Source organism: Leucobacter massiliensis, from assembly GCF_002982315.1.
GTDB classification, from domain to species: Bacteria; Actinomycetota; Actinomycetes; order Actinomycetales; family Microbacteriaceae; genus Leucobacter; species Leucobacter massiliensis.
In genome coordinates this window covers 37,382-58,012 of record NZ_MWZD01000012.1, presented here as the reverse complement: position 1 = coordinate 58,012, position 20,631 = coordinate 37,382, and the positions used below count along the sequence as shown (strand labels likewise).

The 20,631-nt window shown below is 68.7% G+C and carries 20 protein-coding genes and 2 tRNA genes; 5 read left to right on the top strand and 17 right to left on the bottom strand.

Annotation, left to right across the window (positions count from 1 at the left end):
* Positions 1–72 precede the first annotated feature (72 nt).
* From B4915_RS01300 to B4915_RS01285, 4 genes are all read right to left on the bottom strand, one after another.
* Entirely contained in the window at positions 73–1,107 is a 1,035-nt protein-coding gene (locus B4915_RS01300) for an alpha/beta hydrolase (protein ID WP_105804046.1), read from the bottom strand.
* Positions 1,108–1,168: 61 nt separating this feature from the next.
* Positions 1,169–2,065, bottom strand: coding sequence for a DUF4097 family beta strand repeat-containing protein (locus B4915_RS01295; protein ID WP_105804045.1), 897 nt, complete (start codon positions 2,063–2,065; stop codon positions 1,169–1,171).
* Positions 2,062–2,772: a response regulator transcription factor gene (locus B4915_RS01290; RefSeq protein WP_105804044.1), complete on the bottom strand. Its 711-nt coding sequence runs from the start codon at positions 2,770–2,772 to the stop codon at positions 2,062–2,064. The genes B4915_RS01295 and B4915_RS01290 overlap by 4 nt, the downstream gene beginning before the upstream one ends.
* The gene (locus B4915_RS01285; RefSeq protein ID WP_105804185.1) at positions 2,760–3,998 is read right to left on the bottom strand and encodes a sensor histidine kinase; all 1,239 of its coding nucleotides are present in this window, start codon (positions 3,996–3,998) and stop codon (positions 2,760–2,762) included. The genes B4915_RS01290 and B4915_RS01285 overlap by 13 nt, the downstream gene beginning before the upstream one ends.
* Positions 3,999–4,521: 523 nt before the next feature.
* Here B4915_RS01285 and B4915_RS01275 point away from each other — a divergent pair.
* Positions 4,522–5,076 carry a CGNR zinc finger domain-containing protein gene (locus tag B4915_RS01275; protein WP_105804042.1) on the top strand — a complete coding sequence of 185 codons (555 nt, stop codon included), beginning with the start codon at positions 4,522–4,524 and terminating at the stop codon, positions 5,074–5,076.
* A gap of 22 nt (positions 5,077–5,098) precedes the next feature.
* Here B4915_RS01275 and B4915_RS01270 read toward each other — a convergent pair whose 3' ends face one another.
* The 13 genes from B4915_RS01270 to dnaA form a co-directional block, all read right to left on the bottom strand.
* Positions 5,099–5,863 (bottom strand): SDR family NAD(P)-dependent oxidoreductase, encoded by a 765-nt coding sequence (locus B4915_RS01270; protein ID WP_105804041.1) that lies wholly within the window; start codon positions 5,861–5,863, stop codon positions 5,099–5,101.
* A gap of 61 nt (positions 5,864–5,924) precedes the next feature.
* A complete protein-coding gene (locus B4915_RS01265) occupies positions 5,925–6,215 on the bottom strand; it encodes a cupin domain-containing protein (RefSeq protein WP_105804040.1) in 291 nt (96 codons plus the stop codon).
* An 84-nt stretch (positions 6,216–6,299) separates the two neighbouring features.
* Positions 6,300–6,896 (bottom strand): GNAT family N-acetyltransferase, encoded by a 597-nt coding sequence (locus B4915_RS01260; protein WP_105804039.1) that lies wholly within the window; start codon positions 6,894–6,896, stop codon positions 6,300–6,302.
* A 118-nt stretch (positions 6,897–7,014) separates the two neighbouring features.
* The gene (locus B4915_RS01255) at positions 7,015–7,896 is read right to left on the bottom strand and encodes an AraC family transcriptional regulator (RefSeq protein ID WP_105804184.1); all 882 of its coding nucleotides are present in this window, start codon (positions 7,894–7,896) and stop codon (positions 7,015–7,017) included.
* A gap of 219 nt (positions 7,897–8,115) precedes the next feature.
* A tRNA-Ala gene (locus tag B4915_RS01250) sits at positions 8,116–8,191 on the bottom strand.
* A gap of 26 nt (positions 8,192–8,217) precedes the next feature.
* A tRNA-Ile gene (locus tag B4915_RS01245) sits at positions 8,218–8,291 on the bottom strand.
* Positions 8,292–8,398: 107 nt separating this feature from the next.
* A complete protein-coding gene (locus B4915_RS01240) occupies positions 8,399–8,806 on the bottom strand; it encodes a DUF3566 domain-containing protein (protein ID WP_105804038.1) in 408 nt (135 codons plus the stop codon).
* Positions 8,799–11,372: a DNA gyrase subunit A gene (gene gyrA, locus B4915_RS01235; RefSeq protein WP_245907282.1), complete on the bottom strand. Its 2,574-nt coding sequence runs from the start codon at positions 11,370–11,372 to the stop codon at positions 8,799–8,801. The genes B4915_RS01240 and gyrA overlap by 8 nt, the downstream gene beginning before the upstream one ends.
* On the bottom strand, positions 11,362–13,359 hold the full coding sequence (gene gyrB / locus B4915_RS01230; RefSeq protein ID WP_105804037.1) for a DNA topoisomerase (ATP-hydrolyzing) subunit B: 1,998 nt from the start codon (positions 13,357–13,359) through the stop codon (positions 11,362–11,364). Before gyrB ends, gyrA begins: the two co-directional genes overlap by 11 nt.
* 205 nt (positions 13,360–13,564) lie before the next feature.
* Entirely contained in the window at positions 13,565–13,894 is a 330-nt protein-coding gene (locus B4915_RS01225) for a DciA family protein (RefSeq protein ID WP_245907281.1), read from the bottom strand.
* A gap of 161 nt (positions 13,895–14,055) precedes the next feature.
* A complete protein-coding gene (gene recF, locus B4915_RS01220; RefSeq protein WP_105804036.1) occupies positions 14,056–15,393 on the bottom strand; it encodes a DNA replication/repair protein RecF in 1,338 nt (445 codons plus the stop codon).
* Positions 15,394–15,405: 12 nt separating this feature from the next.
* The gene (dnaN, locus tag B4915_RS01215) at positions 15,406–16,548 is read right to left on the bottom strand and encodes a DNA polymerase III subunit beta (protein ID WP_105804035.1); all 1,143 of its coding nucleotides are present in this window, start codon (positions 16,546–16,548) and stop codon (positions 15,406–15,408) included.
* 403 nt (positions 16,549–16,951) lie between these two features.
* A complete protein-coding gene (gene dnaA, locus B4915_RS01210; RefSeq protein ID WP_105804034.1) occupies positions 16,952–18,430 on the bottom strand; it encodes a chromosomal replication initiator protein DnaA in 1,479 nt (492 codons plus the stop codon).
* Positions 18,431–18,833: 403 nt separating this feature from the next.
* Between dnaA and rpmH the strand changes: the two genes are divergently transcribed.
* The 4 genes from rpmH to yidC are packed head-to-tail and all read left to right on the top strand — an operon-like array spanning position 18,834 to position 20,629.
* A complete protein-coding gene (gene rpmH, locus B4915_RS01205; RefSeq protein WP_010155609.1) occupies positions 18,834–18,971 on the top strand; it encodes a 50S ribosomal protein L34 in 138 nt (45 codons plus the stop codon).
* Positions 18,972–18,994: 23 nt separating this feature from the next.
* The gene (gene rnpA, locus B4915_RS01200; protein ID WP_105804033.1) at positions 18,995–19,357 is read left to right on the top strand and encodes a ribonuclease P protein component; all 363 of its coding nucleotides are present in this window, start codon (positions 18,995–18,997) and stop codon (positions 19,355–19,357) included.
* A complete protein-coding gene (gene yidD / locus B4915_RS01195; protein ID WP_105804032.1) occupies positions 19,354–19,659 on the top strand; it encodes a membrane protein insertion efficiency factor YidD in 306 nt (101 codons plus the stop codon). The genes rnpA and yidD overlap by 4 nt, the downstream gene beginning before the upstream one ends.
* Positions 19,660–19,663: 4 nt before the next feature.
* A complete protein-coding gene (yidC, locus tag B4915_RS01190; RefSeq protein WP_105804031.1) occupies positions 19,664–20,629 on the top strand; it encodes a membrane protein insertase YidC in 966 nt (321 codons plus the stop codon).
* The last annotated feature ends 2 nt before the right edge of the window (positions 20,630–20,631 follow it).

Here is a 20,631-nt window from a genome sequence, read left to right as displayed (position 1 = left end):
CGCGCGGCCTCGCAGGGCGGCCGGCGGCGTCCCCGCCGCGCACCCGAGAGCCCTGAGATCCATGATGAGAGCCTATCCGGTCTCAGCCGGCTGCGCCGCTGCACGGCCGGCCGCCTGCCAGCCGATGAGCCAGCGCTCCATCCGCGCATACGCCTCCCGGCGCACCGCCTCGCGTGAGAGGAAGACGTCGTGCAGCGCACCGTCGAGCCGCTCGACCGTGACGCTCGACCCCAGCCTGAGGGACGATCTGGCGACGGCCTCGACGTCGAGCACGGAGTCCGCGCGGGTCATCTCCTCCCCCCACCGAGCCGGGAGGGCAGAGCGGGCCGAGAGCATCACCTGCACGGGGGCGTCGATGGCGAGACCCCGGCTCACCCGCGCGTGCCCCTCGAGGACCGCCCGCAGCCAGCCGTTGAGCACCGCGTGCGTGCGCTCCGGCCGCCACCGCTCATCGACGAGCGCGAGATCCTCCGCCGGCCCCACCTCGCGCTGCGCGCGCGAGTAGAAGCCGTAGTCGAGCTGGGGCGCGACCTCGCGCGAGTTGAAGCGGACCCCCAGGTTGATGATGGGCATGAGCATCTGCCGGACCGCCCCGGAGAGCTGGAACTCGAGCCAGGGACTGTTGAGGATCAGCGCCTCCGCGCACCCCGGGTGCGCAGCGGCCCAGAGGCTCAGCACGAGCCCGCCGGTTGAGTGCCCGAGGAGCACGAGCCGTCGTGCCGGGCCCTCGACGTCCCCCGCGATCACCTGGAGACCGAGCTCGATCTCGGCGTGGTAGTCGTCCAGGTTCTCGATGTAGCCCGCCGTCTGACCCTCCCGGAGACTGCGGCCGTACTTGCGCAGATCGAGCGCGAAGAAGCGGGCGCCGCGGCTCGTCCAGAAGCGGGCGAGCTCCCGCTGGAAGAAGTAGTCGGACCAGCCGTGCACGTAGAGCACGTCGACGTCCTCGAGCGGGCGACTCCGCCCGAGGAGGCGCGCGGCGAGGGGGCGCCGGGCTGGCAGCGAACGCACCAGCGTGGCCACCAGCGGACCCTCCTCGTCCTCGCCGAGGTCCAGGTCGAGGCACTCGAAGCCGGGCCCGAGCACGTCCTCCCGCCACTGCCGCATGCGGCCAGTCTAGAGCGACGCGGGGCGCGGCGCGGGAGCCCGCTCCCGGCGCCGCGCGCGCTCAGCGCAGCGTGATCTCGGCCGCCGTGCCGCGCACCCGGACCACCTGGGACGACTTCGGGTCCTCGGTGAGCTGGTTGTCGATCGCCCCCAGCGTCCCCGCCTGATCCACGCGGTACCCGCCCTCGGGAAGCTGCAGCGATACCGCGCCCATCTCGGCGTTCAGCTCGACGCTGCGGGGCGCCGTGCCCGTCAGCTTGAGCGTCGCGTCACCGGTCTGCACGTCGATCTCCGCCTCGTCCACGTCGGCGAGCTCGACCCTCGCCTCGCCCACGCTGAGGCCGAGGTCGAGGGTGCGCGCCGATCCGGTGAACTCCAGGCTGCCCGCGTCGACGTCGATCCCGAGCTCGCGGAAGGAGCCCTCACCGCGCAGTTCGCCGCCGGCGAGCGAGATGTCGGCCTCGAGCCTGCCGCTCTCCAGCAGCTCGCGCGGCAGTGTCAGCGTGACCTCTCCCGCGCCGCTGTTCGGGCTGCATCCGAAGAGGCAGCCGCCCGTCACCGCGCCCGCCCCCAGCTCGGGGGCCTCGACCACCAGCTCGTCGCCGTCACGGTACATCGACCACTGGTCCGCGAAGTCGCTGCCCTCGACCGTCAACTCCGCATCCTCCTGGTCACCTGCCTCGATCCTGAACGACGAGACGGCCGCGGAGATCTCGAGCCCCCGGACGCCGTCGACGCTCTCGAAGAACCCGTACTCCGACTGCGCGGGAACGAGGCCGACGCCGATCATGTCCTCGCTCACCACCGCGGGCGCGAAGTGCTGCACGGTCGTGGAGACGCCCACGGCGAGCAGGGCGATGCCGCCCGCGACCGCCGTCGCCGTGACGATCGCGGTCGTCGCCGCGCTGCGTGGCGCGGCGGCGGGGCTCGGGGGCGGGGTCTGCGTCGGTGCCGTCATGATGCGGTTCCCATCTGTGCGTTCGGTTCGGGGGCGCCCGGCGGGGTCGCGGGGATGCTGCCCGTGCTCTCGAGGTGCGCGATCGCGGCGAGCACGCGCCGGTTGCCGCCCTCATCGGGTTCGAGGCCGAGCTTCTGGAAGATCGCGGTGATGTGCTTCTCCACACTCGCCTCGGAGAGGAAGAGCAGGGCCGCGATGGCCTGGTTGGAGCGGCCCTCGGCGAGCGCCGCGAGCACCGTGCGTTCGCGGTCCGTGAGCGCCTGCATGCGGTCGTCGCGGCTGCGGCGCGTGAGCAGCTGCGCCACCACCTCGGGGTCGAGCACGGTGGCGCCGGAGGCGATCCGCTGGATCGACTCGACGAACTCGCTCACGTCGGCGACCCGGTCCTTCAGCAGGTAGCCGAAGGCGGCGCCCTGCGCGGCGATGAGCTCGCTGGCGTAGCGCTCTTCGACGTACTGGGAGAGCACGAGGAGCGGCAGGCCGGGCCGGGTGCGGCGCAGTTCGAGCGCGGCCCGGATTCCCTCGTCGGAGTAGCTCGGCGGCAGGCGCACGTCGAGGATGCAGAGCTCGGGATCGGTCTCGGCCACGCGCGCGGGGAGCTCTTCGGCGTCGGGCAGCGCGGCGACCACCTCGTGGCCGCCGTGCTCCAGCAGGCGGACGAGGCCCTCGCGCAGCAGCACGGAGTCTTCGCAGATCAGGATGCGCACGGGACGCTCACCTCCAGCGAGGTCGGCCCGCCCTGGGGGCTGTCGAGCCGGGTGGTGCCGCCGGCGGCGAGCACGCGGTTCATCACGCCGTCGAGTCCGCCACCGGGGGCGACGGTGGCGCCGCCGATGCCGTTGTCCTCCACGCGCGCCCAGAGTGCGCCGTCCTCGCGCAGCCGCACCACCACGCGGCACTCGCTCGCGCGGGAGTGCTTCGCCGCGTTCGTCAGCGACTCCGCGATCGTGAAGTAGACGGCCGCCTCGGCGTCGCGCGAGCAGCGGCGCGGCAGTCGCACGTCGAGCTGCACGGGGATGTGCGAGCGGGCGGCGAGCGCGGAGAGCGCGGCATCGAGGCCGCGGTCGTCGAGCACGGAGGCGTAGATCCCGCGAGCGAGCTGCCGCAGCTCCGTGATCGCGGCCTTCGTGGAGGTGTGCGCCTCGGAGACGAGCTCCTTCGCGGCGGCGGGATCGGTGTCGATCTTCTGCTGGGCGAGACCGAGGGTCATCGCGACCGAGACGAGCCGGGGCTGCACGCCGTCGTGCAGATCCCGTTCGATGCGCGTACGCTCCACATCGGCGGCCCGCACCGCGCCCTCGCGCTGCCGTGCGGACACCTGCGCCTGCTCGACGAGCTCCGTGTGCTGCGCCTCGGAGCCGATGATCGCCACGGACACCAGTCGGTGCAGCAGGGCAAGGCCGACGATGCCTGCGGCGCTGAGGAGCACGCCGACGAAGCCCGGCTGCCACCAGATGCTGACCGTGTCGAAGATCGACACGAGAGACCCGACGAACCACTGGGCAAGCCCGAGCAGCGCCGTGCCCATCACGCTCGCGATGCCGAAGTTGGCGAGCGCGCGCCACATGCGGCCGTCGACCGACTGCCGGCCGAGCGAACGCAGCCAGCCCTTGAAACCGGGCTCGCTGCGCGGCTGCCAGCGCAGCGGGATGACGCCGAGTCGGTAGAGTCCGCCGACCCGCACCGTCTCGAACCAGGCGATCCCGAAGAGCGCGTAGGCGAGACCGACGAGCACGAGCAGGCCGACGCCGAGCAGGAAGAGCATCCCGATGCCGGCCGCAAGAGCGCCGAAGAGCAGGCCGATGGTGGCGAGGCCCACCAGGCCGTAGGCGGCGAGGTGGAGGATCGTGAGGAGGAGGCGGAACGGCGGGCGTCGGCGCTGGGTCGTCTGCGGGGCGGGCTGCGGGCCCGGCTGCCTGGCCGTCGTCGGCATCGTGTCCGGCAGCGGGAGGGTCGGCTGGGCGCCGGCCGCCGCGATGCCTCCGGCGGGGCCCGGCGGAAGCGGCACGGTCGCCGCGGTCGCGGCGGGGGGCTCGGTGCCCGGTGTGGCGTCGTCCTCCCGCGGGGAGGCGGCGCTCTCGACTGGTGTCTGCATGCTTCTACGCTAGGTGCTGCGCCGTTCCCCCGGCACCGAGGCAGCCCGATTCACCGGTTCCGGTTTTCCCGAAGCGTGGGGGCTGGGCTCCGGGGCCCGGTCGCGCCATCCGGTATCCCGACCGAGCATCCCCCGGCTGGTGACTTCCCGTCCGAGCGCACGGGGGACGCCACCGGGCCGATCGCAGATGTCGACGCGGCGTGCCCCGCACCCGGCGCAGCGCACGTAGACGACGGTGCCGGCGGAGCTCGGGTGCCGCGATTCGGTGCACCAGCCGTGCTCATGGCTCGGCGAGGCGGTGTTCGCGGGGGTGATGGCTGCGGTGCTGGATGACATGCTTCCACTGTGGTGTAATGGCCTTATGCATCTCAACCCTTACGGAGAGTACGCGGTGGTCCTCGCCGGATCCCTTGTCAACGACTGGCCGGAAGATCGCGAGGGGATCGTGTCGCGGGCACGGGAGGTGGGGATGACGGTCGACTTCCCGGAGGAACCCCGCGATCACGAACGGGTGCGACGCTTTCTCGACCGCTGGCTGACGGTCGTCGACGCCACCGAACCGCAGCATCGGGCGCGCCTGCTCAATGCGCTGATGGCCGAGGCCTCCGCCTACCCGCGCCTCACCGACCACCACGACGAGGGCTGGCACCTCCACTACCGCGACGACGACGCGAGCTCGCTCCCCGATGTGCTCGCCGCCGTCATCAGCGTGGGCACCGCCCTGCACCTCACGACCCGCGGCATGCACCGGCTCGCCCGCTGCGCCGCGGGCATCGAGGACGAGGCGGATCCCTGCACCGCGGTCGTCGTCGACGTGACCCGCAATGGACGCCAGCGCTACTGCTCGGTGCGCTGCGCCAACCGTGCTGCGGTCCGCCGGCACCGCGCCCGCGCGGGCTCACCCGGCGGAGCGTAGCTCCCGGCGCGGCTCACCCCGCCTATCTGCCGCGCTCCCCGACGCGGGCGGTGAGTGAGGCGGGCAGGATCCGCGCAAGTCCGGCCAGCAGCTTATAGCGCCGGGAGGGAATCGACACCGCCAGCCCGCGCGCCGCATCGCGGAGCGACTCGGCGACGACCCGCGGCGCATCGAGCCACATCCACCCGGGTATCCCCTCCTCTCCGGGCGGCAGGCCGAGCCGCTCGTGGAAGTTCGTGTGGGTGAAGCCGGGGCAGACCGCGGTGACGGTCACCCCGCGCGGGGCATAGCGGACATTCGCCCAGCGGGAGAACAGCACGAGCCACTGCTTCACCGCCGAGTAGGTACTGCGCGGGATGAACGCCGCCACCGAGGCGACATTGATGATGCGCCCCGCCCCCCGCGCGAGCATGCCCTGCAGGGCGGCGTGGGTGAGCCGCAGCGGCACCTCGTCGTGGATGCGCAGATGCCGGACCTCCGCTTCGACGTCGTTGTTCTCGAAGTCGAGGGCGAGGCCGTAACCGGCGTTGTTGACGAGGATGTCGATCGGGTGCGCGGCATCCTGCAGGCGTGCCACGACCCGCGCGATCCCGTCCTCGCTGAGCAGATCGGCCGCGAGGACCTCGACGCCCGTGCCGCGGGTCTCGCGCAGCCGCGCCGCGAGCGCGTCGAGCGCGTCCTCGTCACGAGCGACGAGTACGAGGTCCCCGCCGCGGGCCGCGAGCTGCCGCGCGTACTCGGCCCCGAGGCCCGAGCTCGCGCCGGTGATGAGTGCTGTGGGTCTCATGCACACAGGCTATCCGCCAGCCGCGGCCCGGTCGATGGCCTGAAGGACCGGCCCCGCGCGCTCAGCTCAGGCGCTCGACCTCGACGAACACGACGGCGTCGGCGCTCCCCCGGTTCTCGATGCGGTGCTCGGCACCGGCCGGGCGGGTGTAGCTCTGGCCGGTGACGAGCTCGGCGTCGAACTCTCCGCCGTCGGCGTTCACCACGCGCATCGTTCCCGTGACCAGCGGAACGACGACGTACTCGGAGTCGTGACGGTGCATGGGGATGTGACCGCCCGGTTCGATGGTCCAGCGGGTGACCCTGAAGAACTCGTTCTCGAGTTGCCGTTCGGCGTGCGCTCCGGTGCTCATGCGGGCAGTGTAGCGAGCGAGCCGCCGTGGTGGAAGCGGTCGTTCGCCTGCGCCGGACCCCCTCGCCGTTCGCCGGCACCCGCCTCAGCCTTCGGCGCGTTCCCGCCACTCCTCGGCGAGCAGCGCGTACAGCACGCCGTCGACCCACCCGAGCTCGCGATGCAGCGAGTCCCGCACGGCATACCCCTCGCGCCGCATCCCCACCCGCTCCATGAGCCGCCAGGACGGCTCGTTCGCTGCGAAGGCGCCCGCCTCCACCCGGCGCAGCCCGAGTTCCTCGAAGCAGAGCCGCAGCAGGGCCTCGACGGCCTCGGTGGCGAAGCCCTGCCCTGCCGCCGAGGGTGCGAAGGCCCAGCCCAGCTCGGCCTGCACCGAGACGGCGCGGTCGGCCGCTTCGCGCTGGGCCCAGCCGTCGACGATCCGCAGCATCAGGTCGCCGATCACGGCGCCATCGCGCTCGACGATGAGGTAGTCGTGCCACTTCTCCGCGTAGAGGCCTTCCCAGTCGGCGCGGTCGGCGGGCCACCAGCCGAGCCACTGCCCCACCTCGGGAAGACGGTAGATCTCCCAGAGGGCGTCCGCGTCGCCCGGCTCGGCCGGACGGATCGCGAGGCGCTCGGTCGTGAGCGGCCAGATGTCGAGGTCACGGGGTCGAGGTCGGTTCTGCGGCTGCTCGGGCATCCCTCCAGGGTAGCGAGGCCGCAACGGAGGAGCTCTCAGGCTCCTGCGGGTCCCGCCCCCTCGGCGGCAGCACCGTGATCCACCGCGATCGTGAAGCCGCCGCCCTCGGCGCGGGGCCCTACGCGTGCTCGATGGGCAGCCACAGCTCGCAGCTCGCGGTGCTGAAGTCGGCGCTGCGGCCGAGGATCGCGACGATCGACGGGCCGGGCGCCAGCCGCCACGGGTTGGATGGGAACCAGTCGCTCGCGGTCGCCGCCCACATCGACTGCAGAGCCTCCGGGTACGGCCCCTCGCAGTGGAACACGCCCCAGGTTCCGGCCGGAACCTCGATCACGTCGAGATCCTCGGGCAGCGGTGCCTCCGTGTCGACGACGACCCCGTGGAGGTAGCTCAGATCGCTTCCCTCTGCGAAGTCGGGGTCCACATCGGCGGTCACCTGGAGCAGCCCTGCCGGCTCCGTGTTGCCGAGTGCTTTGAGCCGCAGGTGCTCTGTCTCGGGCAGGGAGGCGATGTGCGCCTGAATGTGAGGATTGACGCCTCGGTGGATGAGCGGCACGCGCGTGGCATGGCCGGCGAGGCGGAAAGCCGGCCGGTGGATGATGCGGGTGTCCATGGGGGTGCTCCCTTCGACGGTCAGGCGGAACCTGAGCAGTGCTTGCGTGCGAAGGGGGCCGCCGTTGCTGCGCACCTCGGCAGGGCCGGCACCGTGGACCGCGCGGAACGCCCGTCCGAACGCCTCGGCAGAGCCGTAGCCGTACCGCACCGCGATGCCCAGCAGCTCGCCGCCACCGATGATCTCGGCAGCCGCGGCCGTCATGCGGCGCCGCCGGATGTACTCCGACAGCGGCATCCCCGCCAGGGAGGAGAACATCCGCCGAAGGTGGTATTCCGTGGTGCCGAGAGTGCTCGACAGGCGCTCGACATCGATCTCCTCTGCGCCGGGTCCCCCGGCGAGGCGATCCTCGATGTGCTCGACGAGGCGATTGAGATCTGCGATCACGGCCACTCCCTTCGACACCCAGCCTGCCCCTCGATCCCACCACACACCCGACTATCCCGGTCGGATTCGATCGGCCGGCCGGGCTTCCCCCGAGCCGCGCACCCTGCCGCGCACCCCCGACGGCATCGCGCTCGCGGCCTGCGGCGCCCGCGTGGAGCTCAGCGCCGCGCAACCGCCGGCCCCGGAGACGAGAAAAGCCCCGCTCTCGCGGGGCTTTCGTGGTGGATCCTGGGAGAATCGAACTCCCGACATCCTGCTTGCAAAGCAGGCGCTCTACCAACTGAGCTAAGGACCCAGAACGCCGCGTGAAGCGGCATTCGGTGGGGCTACCAGGACTTGAACCTGGGACCTCTTCATTATCAGTGAAGCGCTCTAACCGCCTGAGCTATAGCCCCTTGACCAATCAACGACTCTACCCGATCCGGGGAGGAAACCGAAATCCTCCCCGGAAGCCGGGCGAGTTGCCCGGGCCGCGGCGGGCGCGCCGCAGGCCCGGGGGCGATCAGTTGCTCGTGAAGCCGAGCTGGAACCCGCCGACGACGCGCACCAGCAGGTTGTACACCAGCGAGGCCACGGCACCGAGCGCCGTTCCCACGATCGTGTTGAGGATCCCCACCACGACGGCGAAGCCCAGCACCTGCGGGAAGCCGATGATCTTCATCAGGCTGTTGTCGTCTCCGACGATGTCGCGGAACAGCGTGTCGACCTGCGCGAAGACTCCCGTCTGGGTGAGCACCGTGTAGATGAGGATCGTGGAGACCACGCCGACGATCGCCAGGCAGATCGACACGAGGAAGGAGAACTTCACCGACGACCAGAAGTCGATGTATACGAGCTTCAGCCGGACCTGCTTCGCGGGTGCCTTCTTGCGGGTCTTCTTTGCCAGCTTGTCGGCGACAGTGTTACTCATTCACGTCTTCCTTGTTGTCTGCGTTCTCGGGCCCCCGGGCCTCGGACTCCTCGTCGTCGAGCCCGCGCTCCGAATTTCGCGCGATGCCAATGATACGGTCCTGCTCTGGGAATCGCGCGAACACGACCCCCATCGTGTTGCGTCCCTTTGCGGGAACCTCGGCCACGTTCGACCGGACGACCTTCCCGCTCGCGAGCACCGCGAGCACCTCGTCGCTCTCCCCCACGATGAGCGCGCCGACCAGATCGCCGCGGTTCTCGTCGAGCTTCGCGACCTTGATGCCGTACCCGCCCCGGTTCTGCACGCGATACTCCTCGACGGCGGTCCGCTTCGCGTAGCCCCCCTCGGTGACCACGAAGACGTAGCCCTCGCTGCCGTCGATCCGCGAAGCGGAGAGCAGCGCATCACCGTCCCGGAAGTTCATGCCGCGAACCCCGCTGGTGGACCGGCCCATCGGGCGAAGCGCCTGATCGGACGCCGTGAAGCGGACGGACATGCCGTGGCGGGAGACCAGCAGCACGTCGTCCCGCGACTCGGCCAGGAGCGCCGAGACGAGTTCGTCGCCCTCACGCAGCTTGATCGCGATGATGCCGCCGGTGCGGTTCGTGTCGTACTCCTGGAGGGCGGTCTTCTTCACGAGGCCGTCGCGGGTCGCGAGCACGAGGTAGACTCCCCCGTCGAAGTCGCGCACGTCGAGGATCTGCGTCACGGTCTCATCGGGAGCCAGCGCGAGGAGGTTCGCGAGGTGCTGGCCCTTCGAGTCACGGCCTCCCTCGGGGATCTCGTAGGTCTTCGCGCGATACACGCGGCCGGTGTTCGTGAAGAACAGCAGCCAGTGGTGCGTCGTCGTCACGAAGAAGTGCTCGACGATGTCGTCGGCGCGCAGCTGCGCCCCCTTGACGCCCTTCCCGCCGCGGTGCTGAGAGCGGTAGTTGTCGATGCGCGTGCGCTTGACGTAGCCGCCGCGCGTCACGGTGACCACCATCTCCTCCTCGGGGATGAGGTCCTCCATCGACATATCGCCGTCGAATCCGTGCAGGATCGTCGTGCGCCGTTCGTCGCCGAACTTGTCGACGATGTCCCCGAGCTCGGCGATGACGATGCTCCGCTGCTGCGCCGGCGACTCGAGGATCCCCTCGTACTCCTTGATCTGCGCCTCCAGCTTCGCGGCGAGATCGAGGATCTTCTGACGCTCCAGCGCGGCGAGCCGGCGCAGCTGCAGGCCGAGGATCGCGTCGGCCTGGATCTGGTCGACGCCGAGGAGGCCCATGAGCCCCTCGCGCGCTTCCTCCACCGTGGGCGAGCGGCGGATCAGGGCGATGACCTCGTCGAGGGCGTCGAGCGCCTTGAGGTAGCCGCGCTGGATGTGCGCCTCGGCCTCGGCCTTCTTCAGGCGGTAGGCGGTGCGGCGGACGATGACCTCGACCTGGTGCTTCGCCCATGCCGTGATGAATCCGTCGAGCGAGAGCGTCCTGGGCACCCCGTCGACGATCGCCAGCATGTTCGCACCGAAGTTCTCCTGCAGCTGCGTGTGCTTGTAGAGGTTGTTGAGCACGACCTTCGCGATGGCGTCCCGCTTGAGGACGATGACGAGCCGCTGGCCGGTGCGCCCGCTAGACTCGTCTCGGATGTCCGCGATCCCCTGGACCTTGCCGTCCTTCACGAGGTCGGCGATCTTGATCGCGAGGTTGTCGGGGTTCACCTGATACGGGAGCTCCGTCACGACGAGGCAGCTGCGCCCCTGGATCTCCTCGATGTTCACCACGGCCCGCATGGTGATGGAGCCGCGTCCGGTGCGGTAGGCCTCTCGGATCCCCTTCGTGCCGAGGATCTGGGCGCCGGTGGGGAAATCGGGGCCGTGCACGCGCTCCATGAGCGCGTCCAGCAGCTCCTCCCGGCTCGCCTCCGGATGCTCGAGGTGCCAGATCGCAGCCTCTGAGACCTCGCGCAGATTGTGCGGCGGGATATTGGTGGCCATGCCGACGGCGATGCCGACCGAGCCGTTCACGAGGAGGTTCGGGAAGCGGCTGGTGAGAACCGTCGGTTCCTGGGTGCGGCCGTCGTAGTTGTCCTGGAAGTCGACCGTGTCCTCGTCGATGTCACGCACCATCTCCATGGCGAGCGGGGACATCTTGGTCTCGGTGTACCGGTGGGCGGCCGCGCCGTCGTTTCCTGGGGAACCGAAGTTCCCCTGGCCGAGAGCGAGCGGATAGCGCAGCGACCACGGCTGCACGAGGCGCACGAGCGAGTCGTAGACCGCTCCGTCGCCGTGGGGGTGGAACTGCCCCATGACGTCGCCGATCACGCGCGTGCACTTCGAGAACGCCTTGTCGGGGCGGTATCCCCCGTCGTACATGGTGTAGATCACGCGCCGGTGAACGGGCTTGAGCCCGTCGCGCACATCGGGAAGCGCGCGTCCCACGATGACGCTCATGGCGTAGTCGAGATACGAGCGCTGCATCTCGAGCTGCAGATCGACCTGGTCGATCTTGCCGTGGTGGGCCTCGCCCGCCCCGATATCCTCGGGGCGCTCGTCGGTGTCGGGGGTCTGGTTCTCAGATGTCAAGGAAGCGCACGTCCTTTGCGTTCTGCTGGATGAAGGTGCGGCGGGCATCGACGTCCTCGCCCATCAGGGTCGCGAAGATCTCGTCGGCCTGCGCCGCGTCGTCGAGGGTGACCTGCCGCAGGGTCCGGCTCTCGGGGTTCATCGTGGTGTCCCACAGCTCCTCGTGGTTCATCTCCCCGAGTCCCTTGTAGCGCTGCACGCCGCTCTCCTTCTGGAGCCGCTTGCCGCTCTCAGCGCCGGCCGCGAGCCGTGCATCGCGTTCCTCGTCGCTGAAGACGTACTCGTGATCCGCGTTCGTCCACTTGATGCGATAGAGGGGAGGCTGCGCGAGGTAGACGTAGCCGAAGTCGATGAGGGGGCGCATGTAGCGGAACAGGAGCGTGAGCAGCAGCGTCGTGATGTGCTGTCCGTCCACGTCGGCGTCGGCCATCAGCACGATCTTGTGGTAGCGCGCCTTCTCCGGGTCGAAGTCCTCGCCGATGCCGGCGCCGAAGGCGGTGATCATCGCCTGCACCTCTGCGTTGCCGAGCGCTCGATCGAGGCGGGCCTTCTCGACGTTCAGGATCTTCCCGCGCAGCGGCAGAATGGCCTGCGTCTCGGGGTTGCGCCCCTGCACGGCGGAGCCTCCCGCCGAGTCGCCCTCGACGATGAAGATCTCGGAGATCGAGGGATCCTTTGAGGAGCAGTCCTTGAGCTTGCCCGGCATGCCACCCGATTCGAGCAGGCCCTTGCGTCGCGCGGTCTCCCGCGCCTTGCGTGCGGCGAGACGTGCCGTCGCCGCCTGGATCGCCTTGCGGATGATGTCTTTCGCCGGCCCCGGATTGCGTTCGAACCAGTCGCCCAGCTGATCGCCCACGACCTTCTGCACGAAGGCCTTGGCCTCGGTATTGCCGAGCTTGGTCTTGGTCTGCCCCTCGAACTGCGGCTCGCCGAGCTTCACCGAGACCACTGCGGTGAGACCCTCGCGCACATCGTCTCCCGAGAGATTGTCGTCCTTCTCGCGGAGGATGTTCTTCTCGCGGGCGTAGCGGTTCACGAGTGTCGTGAGCGCCGCGCGGAAGCCCTCCTCGTGCGTACCGCCCTCGTGCGTGTTGATCGTGTTCGCGTAGGTGTGCACGCTCTCCGTGTACGCCGTCGTCCACTGCATCGCGATCTCAGCGGAGATCCTGCGCTCGCTGTCCTCCTGCTCGAAGGAGATGATGTCCTCGTGCACGAGCTCGGCGCGCTTGCTGGAGTTGAGGTGACGCACGTAGTCTTCGATGCCGCGCTCATAGAGGAACTCGTCGTGCGGCGCGCGCGGCGCCACGAGCTCCCCGGCCTCGTTCTCGACGGGTTCCTGGGCTCGGAGGTCGGTGAGGACGATCTTGAGGCCCTTGTTGAGGAAGGCCATCTGCTGGAAGCGGGTGCGGAGCGTCTGGTAGTCGAACTCGACGGTCTCGAAGATCTCATCGCTGGGCCAGAACGTGATGGTGGTGCCGGTTTCCTCGCTCGGCTCGCCCTGGCGCAGCGGCCCGTCGGGCACGCTTCCGGTGAACGACATGTTCCACGTGAAACCCTGGCGCTTGACCTCGACTTCGAAGCGGCTGGAGAGCGCGTTCACCACGGAGGAGCCGACGCCGTGGAGGCCGCCGGAGACGGCGTAGCCGCCACCGCCGAACTTACCGCCCGCGTGGAGGACGGTGAGCACGACCTCGACGGTCGACTTCGTGGGATCGGAGGAGTGCGGATCGACCGGGATGCCGCGGCCGTTGTCGATGACGCGGACCCCGCCGTCCTCGAGGATCGTGACGTCGATGGTGTCGCAGTAGCCCGCGAGCGCCTCGTCCACCGAGTTGTCGACGATCTCGTACACGAGGTGGTGGAGTCCTCGGGGGCCGGTCGAGCCGATGTACATGCCGGGTCGCTTGCGCACCGCCTCAAGGCCCTCGAGCACCTGGATCGCTCCGGCGCCGTAGTCTTCCGCGGCCGCAGCCTGTTCTGAACTCATGCCTTGAATAATCCTTTTCTGGGCCTCTCAGAGCGTTTCTCCACGCCGGACACGTCCGCACACCAGCTTATCAAGGTTCAGCCGCCGAAAGGCCGATTGCGGGCCGCTCACGCACGATTCCGGCAGGGGGACGCCCCCTCGCGGGATGTCTCCCTGCATACCGGGGCGGCCGAAGGGCCCGCCATGAAGGCTGATCGCGCCGGCGTCATCCGTAGGTGTCTCGCGGTCCCCTCCCCCGCACGGTGCGCGGCCCGTGCCGCCAGCTCGGCGCGCCGGGCGCAAGGAAACGGAGGTCGCGCACCTCGGCATCCGGATACTCCCGCAGCAGCCGGGTGAGCATCTCCGCCCGAAGCCGGCGCAGCTCCGTGGCCCAGCTCGTCGAATCGCACTGCACCTGGAGGATGCCGTTGCTGATGCCCAGGACAGTGGTGTGCTCAGCCGTGGCGCTTCCCGCGAACTGGGGCCACTCGGCGATCACCCTGGCCTGCTCCAGCTCCACGCTCCATCCCATATCGACGGAGACGGCAGTGAGCACGTCGCCGAGCGCACGTGGGTCACGCCCTCCTCCGAATGGCCGCGCACCAGGAAGGTCCGGATCGACGCTGGCCCGGCGCCTGCGACGCAGGGGGGCACCTCTCCACACGGACTTCGCGCGGAGATAGGCCTCGGTGGCGAAACCCTCCTCGGGTCGCACGCTCACCCTGAGCCACCGCCATGCTCGTCCGCTCCCCCGAGCCCGGACCCGTGAGCAGCTTCGCTCTCTCCCGACCGTGGCTCCGCAGAGCTCCGCTCGTCCCGGCTCTGCGCATCGTCATGGTCCGCCTCCGCGGGGACTCCGGACGCCCCCACGCCCGCGCCGATGCCCGGCCTCTCCGCGTCGAGGACCGTCCCGGCCTCGATCCCCACCCGGCGCCAGCGCACGCCACCGCCCGGCACGTCGTCCTCCACGGCCGCCGTCACGATCACCTGCTCGAAATCACTCACCGCCGACATGAGACGTTCTCGGCGACGCTCGTCCAGCTCCGCGAAGACGTCATCGAGGATGATGACGGGATCACCGGCGGCAGACCCTTCTCGGAGGATCGTTGCGAGTGCGATCTTCAGCGAGAGCGCAAAGGACCAGGATTCCCCGTGACTCGCGTAGCCCTTGACGGGGAGCTCGTTCAGCGAGAGCACGAGCTCGTCCCGATGCGGTCCGACCAGTGTCACACCTCGTTCGATCTCTCGGGCACGCACACGCGCAAGCGCGGCACGGAAGTCCTCCGCGAGCGTTTCACGTGAAACAGCCTCCCTCGCGGAGGATTCCATCGGCGTTTCACGTGAAACGGCCGCGTCGAGCGTGGCGCTGACGGATTCAGCCAATCGCAGAGTGGGCCGGTGATCCTGTTCGACCAGACGCGCATAGCTCCGTCGAAGCGGCTCGGCGAGATCGCTGACGAGCGCGCGCCGCGCCAGCATGATCTGCGTGCCGAATTCGACCAGCTGGTCATCCCAGATCTGGAGGGTCGATTCGAGAGCACCGGATCCGTGACGGGCGGATTTCAACAGTGAGGTGCGCTGCCGCAGGACACGCTCGTAATCCCCCAGCGCGCCCGCAGCGACCGGATGACGCGCCACGAGTGCGTCATCGAGGAACCGACGGCGTCCTGAAGGCTCTCCACGAACGATCGCAAGATCCTCCGGGAAGAATCCCACGGCCGTGAACCAGCGCGTCACCTCCCGCGGCCGGACCCCGTGCCGGTTCACCTGAGCCCGGTTCGCCCGCTCGCGATTCAACTGCAGTTCGAGCACGACCTCACGGTCCTGCGAGGCCACCCGCATTCTTGCCACGGCCGCCTCGGCCCCCGCGCGGATCAAGGGGCCGTCGCCCGTCACCCGATGCGAACGGAGAGTCGCAAAGTACCCGATGGCCTCGACGAGGTTGGTCTTCCCCTGGCCGTTGCGGCCGATGAGGAGATTCGGGCCGGCGGCGAGCTCGAGCTCCGCTGTCGCATAGTTGCGGAAATCGGCGAGCGAGAGATGGGCGACCCGCACCGCGTTCTCCCCCTACCGCAGCAGGAGATTCGGCTGCAAGAGGTAGCGGAAGCTCTCCTCGTCGGCCTCATCCTTGCTGCGCTGGCTGGTGATGAGCACCGGACCCGGCTTCCCCGGGTTATCGGTCCGGGTGAAGGCGATGCGGGCGAACTCCGCGTGCGTCGAACGCAGGCCATCGAGCAGGAACTGTGGCTTCAACGACACGACCATGTCGTCCCCCACCAGGTGGGCGTCGACGGTCTCCACAGCGTGCGCCGACTCGGTGCCCGCGGCCTCCAGGGTCACCGAGCCCTCCACGAAGGAGAAACGGAGCGCAGCTTCACGTTCGAGGACGAGACCAACGCGGCCCACCGCCTCGACCAGCTCGCCCGTGTTGACGACGGCGTAGTTGTCGACCCGCTCCGGGAAGAGCCTGCCGACCGGCGGGTAGTTGCCCTTGATCAGCAGCGAGGTCACGGTCTTCGCTCCCCCGGTGAATGCGATCAGCTCGCGCTCCGCGTCCTTGATCACGGACACCTGCACCTGTCCGTCGCCGGAGAAGTTCTTGCCCACCTCGGTGACGATCTTCGAGGGGACGAGCGCCGTGAGATGCGCTTGCTCGCCCGTGCCCTCCCAGTCGATGCTCCGGGTCGCCACGCGGTAGCGGTCCGTCGCGGTGAGCGTGAGCGAGTTCTCGTTGACCTCGAACTGCACGCCCGTGATCACCGGGGTGACGTCGTCCTTCGAAGCGGCGAGAGAGACCTGAGCGATCGCGTCCGCGAAGAGATCGGCGGGAACGGCACCCGAGACCAAGTCCACTCGGGGGATCTGCGGATACTCCTCCACCGGCATCGCGGGAAGGCTGAAGGACGCGGAGCCGCAGCGCACCTCCACACGGCTCTCCAGCAGCGTCACCTCCACATCGGCGTGAGGCAGACGCTGCGCGATCTCGCTGAGCAGCCTCCCCGATACCAGGGCACGGCCGGCCTCGCTGATCACCGCCGACACGCTGGTGCGCGCGGAGACCTCGTAGTCGAAGGAGGAGACCGTGAGCTGCTCGCCCTCGGCTTCGATGAGCGCTCCGCTCAGCAGCGGCTGGGTGGGGCGCTGAGGGAGGAGCTTCACGGCGAACGACACGGCTTCGCTGAACACGTCTCGGTTGACGGTGAATCGCATCTGAGGTCCCTCCCACGCACACCTGCGCGCGCCTGATCTTCGGATCACAATCTTTGCACACTCGCCGGGGCGCAGCATCCGGGGCTGCCGTCGCTCACCGGGCCGCTGCTTTCGGAGTGCGTGATCGAGTGCCCTGAAAACAGATTGAGGTGTTAACAGTGTTAACAGCTGTGGATACTGTGGATAACTCTCATGCGCCCAGTGTTTCCTAAAGAACTACACGCGTGTGAGTTGTTGGCGAGGTCCGCGAAGCCGGGATCCGCGGGATGACGCGGTAATCCGGGCCGCGAGCCGATTCCACAGGCGGGCGTCATCCCTCCACAGAAATGCCCGGGTTCTCCCCATCCATCCACAGGGAGGGCGCGATCTGTGGAAAACCTCCCCCTGAGCGCGGGGCCACGGATCAGCGAGACCCCTGCTTGATCCGGGTGGTGAGCTCCTGCACCTGGTTGTAGATCGAGCGTCGCTCGGCAATGAGCTGCGAGATCTTCTTGTGGGCGTACATCACGGTCGTGTGATCGCGGCCCCCGAAGAGCTGACCGATCTTGGGCAGCGAAAGCGGGGTCAGCTCGCGGCAGAGATACATGGCGATCTGGCGCGCAGTCGCGATCTGCTGGGCACGGGTGGGCCCGTAGAGATCGTCGACGGACAGATCGAAGTACTCCGCGGTGCGACTGATGATGTCGGAGGGCTGCACTTCATTGTCGGCGTCCAGCGTGATGAGATCCTTGAGCACCGTGTGCACGAGGGGCATGTCGATGCGCTGCTGATTGAGGCTCGCGTAGGCGGTCACGCGGATGAGCGTCCCCTCCAGCTCGCGGATGTTCGAGGAGAACTTGCTCGCGATGAACTCGAGGATGCTGTGGTCGATCTCGAGATTCTCACGCTGCGCCTTCTTGCGCAGGATCGCGATGCGTGTCTCGAGATCCGGGGCCTGGATATCGGTGAGCAGCCCCCACTCGAAGCGGGAGAGCATCCGCTCCTCGAAGCCGCGCAGCTGCTTCGGCTGCACATCGCTCGTGATGACCACCTGCTTGTTGTGGTCGTGAAGGGTGTTAAAGGTATGGAAGAAGGCCTCCTGCGTCTCGACCTTGTCCTCCAGGAACTGGATGTCGTCGACGAGCAGGATGTCGACGCTGCGATAGCGAGCGTGGAACGCAGCGCCCTGGTTGTTCGCGATCGAGTTGATGAAGTCGTTGGTGAAGTCCTCGGAGCTCACGTAGCGGACGCGGACCTCGGGGAAGAGCTCGCGCGCGTAGTGGCCGATCGCGTGGAGCAGGTGCGTCTTTCCCAGCCCGGAGTCGCCGTAGATGAACAGCGGGTTATAGGCGCGGGCAGGCGCCTCCGCCACGGCGACCGCTGCGGCGTGGGCGAAGCGGTTGGACTGTCCGATGACGAAACTGTCGAAGCGGTACTTGTCGTTCAGCCTGCTGTCGACCGGGGCGTCGGCACCGTGGCGCCGGCGCGGCTCATCCACCGGACGCGGCGTGTCGGACCGCGCCATGTGAGCGGATCCCGCGGAGTGCGCCCCACCCGATCCCGAGGGCATCCCCTCGGAGGCGTGCGCGCCGGAGTCCCGCTCATCCGCGACCGGGTCGGCGTCGAGAGAGGGGTGAGCCTCTTCGTCGACGATGACCACGAAGTTCTCGATCTCCTCCGCCTCGGGGATCGCCGAGATGGCGGCCATGATGGCCGGCCGCAGGCGGCTCTCCAGGAGCTTCAGCGTGAACTCGTAGGGGACCGCGAGATACAGGGTGCCCGCCGCGATCCCCCGGGGCATCGCGAGAGCCACCTGCGCGCCGTTCGCCGGGCCCACCGAGGGGTCCGCCATCACCGCGCGGGTCACACTGGCCCAGACGTCCAGCAGTTCGTCATCAGTCACGCGTGCACCCGGCTCGGAATCGTAGGTTTCAGGAGGCGGCCGTTATACCCAGAGTTATCCACAGGGAGAATCGGAGAGATCGCTGATATTCCGCGAGAGGCGCGGAACCGGCAGACGGCCTGCGCCCACGTTAGTCACAGTTTTCTCCACAGGCAAGTCCCGGCGTCTGGAGCGCCGCGCTCCTGGGTGAATGCTCGACGACCGAGGCTTCGCTTTGACGGAGCAGTTCTCCTCGCGTAGAGTAAGTACCTTGTATGGGCGGCCCGTGCGAACAGTGCGTCGTGCTTGCGCGTGCGGCGCGGAGGGCTTCGCTCCTCCGGCGGCCGCGCCCGCTCGCCCAGAATCCGACTTCCTCGAAGCGATCGAAGCCCGGGGATCTATTCCATAAGTCACGGAGTCTGTCATGAGCAAGCGTACGTTCCAGCCCAACAACCGCCGCCGCGCGAAGGTCCACGGCTTCCGCGCCCGGATGCGCACCCGCGCCGGCCGCGCCATCGTCGCGGCCCGCCGTGGCAAGGGCCGCTCCAAGCTGACTGCGTAGTCGCCAGTCCCCGGAACCCGGTCATGCCTGCACGGCAGCATCGTGTCATCCGGGGTGAGGACTACCGGCGCGTCGTGCGCGCCGGCCGGCGCGTGGGTGGTGCCTTCTGCATCACCCACGCGCTCGTGCGTTCGGAAGGCGAAGCGGCGCGCTTCGGCTTCATCGTGTCGAAGGCAGTGGGCAACGCCGTCACTCGCAATCTGATCCGTCGCAGGATGAAGACCGTCGCGGAGCGCCGGCTGAGCGACGGATTCACCGGGATCGACGTCGTGTTCCGGGCCCTCCCCGCGGCGGCGACCGCCAGTTTCCGGGAGCTCGAGCGCGAGATGGATCGGGCGATCGACCGCGTGCAGCGCGAGCTGGCCCCTGGAGTGCAGGGATCATGAGCGTGCTGCTCGAGTGCTGGCTCCTCCCCCGCAACGCGGCGATCGCCGTGATGCTCCTGTACCGGCGCCTGATCTCACCGCTCTACGGCCAGGTGTGCAGGTATCATCCATCGTGTTCCCGGTACGCTGTGGAGGCGTACCAGCTGCGCGGCTTCGTCGTGGGCACCGTCCTCACCGCCTGGAGACTGCTCCGGTGCAATCCCTTCACCCCCGGTGGGATCGACGATGTGCCGGCGCCGCGTCATCAGAACTTCGAGACCAATCCCCGCGGCTTCGTCCGCCCCACTGAGCGAAAGGCCTAACCCGGTGGACTTCTTCGAAACCATACTCTGGCCGCTGCGCTGGCTCGTCGAGCTCGTGCTGTGGGCCTGGCACTGGCTCTTCACCGCCATCGGCATGGATCCCGCATCCGGCGTGACCTGGGTGCTGTCGATCATCGGCCTGGTCGTCGTCGTCCGATCCGCGCTGATCCCGGTGACGTTGCGCCAGATCAAGTCGCAGCGCCGCATGATGGATCTCGCCCCCGAGATGAAGAAGATCCAGGACAAGTACAAGGGCAAGAAGGATCAGTTCTCGCGTGAGGCCATGAGCCGCGAGACCATGGCCCTGTACAAGAAGCACGGCACCAACCCCTTCGCCTCGTGCCTCCCGATCCTCATCCAGATGCCGATCTTCTTCTCGCTGTTCTACGTGCTGCGGCACGCCGCCGAGAACCGCACCGGCATCGGTTTCATGGACGACGAGATGACGCAGAGCTTCAACGCCGCGAGCATCTTCGGAGCGCCGCTGAAGATGACCTTCACCCAGGGGTGGGAGAACGGCAACTGGATGGTCGTGGCACTGCTCGGAGCGATCATGGTCCTCATGATCGCCTCGCAGTTCTTCACCCAGCTGCAGATCATGTCGAAGAACGTCTCGGACGAGACGAAGGCCTCCCCGATGTACCGTCAGCAGCGCATCCTGCTCTACATCATCCCCTTCGCCTTCCTCTTCTCGGGCGTCGCCTTCCCGCTCGCGCTGAACATCTACTGGTTCAGCTCGAACCTCTGGACCATGGGGCAGCAGGGCATCGTGATCCGGAACATGCCCACGCCCGGAAGCCAGGCCTGGCGTCAGCGCCAGGAGCGCCTGAAGGCCAAGGGTAAGATGACCGACGACGAGAAGCGCGCCAAGGCGCTGGGCCAGGACCCGTCGGCGCGGCAGCCCGCGGCGCCGCAGGGGCAGCGTCAGCAGCCGATCGGCAAGAAGCGCGCCAAGAAGAAGGGCAAGTGAGG

Coding starts and splice junctions, on each gene's coding strand:
- B4915_RS01300 (WP_105804046.1), bottom strand. CDS start 1,107: ATGCGGCAGTGGCGGGAGGACGTGCTCGGGCCCGGCTTCGAGTGCCTC.
- B4915_RS01295 (WP_105804045.1), bottom strand. CDS start 2,065: ATGACGGCACCGACGCAGACCCCGCCCCCGAGCCCCGCCGCCGCGCCA.
- B4915_RS01285 (WP_105804185.1), bottom strand. CDS start 3,998: ATGCCGACGACGGCCAGGCAGCCGGGCCCGCAGCCCGCCCCGCAGACG.
- B4915_RS01275 (WP_105804042.1), top strand. CDS start 4,522: ATGCATCTCAACCCTTACGGAGAGTACGCGGTGGTCCTCGCCGGATCC.
- B4915_RS01270 (WP_105804041.1), bottom strand. CDS start 5,863: ATGAGACCCACAGCACTCATCACCGGCGCGAGCTCGGGCCTCGGGGCC.
- B4915_RS01265 (WP_105804040.1), bottom strand. CDS start 6,215: ATGAGCACCGGAGCGCACGCCGAACGGCAACTCGAGAACGAGTTCTTC.
- B4915_RS01260 (WP_105804039.1), bottom strand. CDS start 6,896: ATGCCCGAGCAGCCGCAGAACCGACCTCGACCCCGTGACCTCGACATC.
- B4915_RS01240 (WP_105804038.1), bottom strand. CDS start 8,806: ATGAGTAACACTGTCGCCGACAAGCTGGCAAAGAAGACCCGCAAGAAG.
- gyrB (WP_105804037.1), bottom strand. CDS start 13,359: ATGAGTTCAGAACAGGCTGCGGCCGCGGAAGACTACGGCGCCGGAGCG.
- dnaN (WP_105804035.1), bottom strand. CDS start 16,548: ATGCGATTCACCGTCAACCGAGACGTGTTCAGCGAAGCCGTGTCGTTC.
- rpmH (WP_010155609.1), top strand. CDS start 18,834: ATGAGCAAGCGTACGTTCCAGCCCAACAACCGCCGCCGCGCGAAGGTC.
- rnpA (WP_105804033.1), top strand. CDS start 18,995: ATGCCTGCACGGCAGCATCGTGTCATCCGGGGTGAGGACTACCGGCGC.
- yidD (WP_105804032.1), top strand. CDS start 19,354: ATGAGCGTGCTGCTCGAGTGCTGGCTCCTCCCCCGCAACGCGGCGATC.